Annotated in this window: 1 pseudogene; it reads left to right on the forward strand. The window is 67.7% G+C overall.

Annotated elements, in window-relative coordinates:
• Positions 1-146: 146 nt before the first annotated feature.
• Positions 147-452: pseudogene (locus tag LPA54_RS38545) on the forward strand (hypothetical protein); the annotation flags it as partial.

Raw genomic sequence — 452 nt, forward strand, 5'->3', positions numbered from 1 at the left:
CCCCGCGCTGGGCCGATCGGGGGATGTGGCTGAGCGCTTCAGATGGCGCCGTCCGCCATATCGAGCGCTCAGCCTCCATCCGACCCGGAACGGTTCACCGTGACCGAACTTGAAACGAGCTTTCACGGACTACCCCTGGTCTGGGCATGATTCCCACCGTGCATGTGGACAGGGGTCATCGCGGGCAGGGACGGTACGCGCTGACGGACAGAGGAAGCGGCCACGTCTGGGGCGTCTGCGCCGAGGTGGAGGGACTGTTCCGGGAACCCCTGCGCGGGTCGTACGAGCTGTTCGGCTGGGTTCCGGATGGAGCTGAGGTCCCGCGCGGCTGGGTCGGTAGCAGGGTGTGGCTGGTGCCGGAGGACAGGACGCTCGATGCCTGGCTGCTGGAGGACGCGGAGAGTCTCGGACCGTACCCGGGGACGGACGGTCTTGTGCTCACCGGTCTGGAC

It is taken from the genome of Streptomyces sp. DH12, assembly GCF_020873895.1.
In the GTDB taxonomy this organism is placed as follows: domain Bacteria; phylum Actinomycetota; class Actinomycetes; order Streptomycetales; family Streptomycetaceae; genus Streptomyces.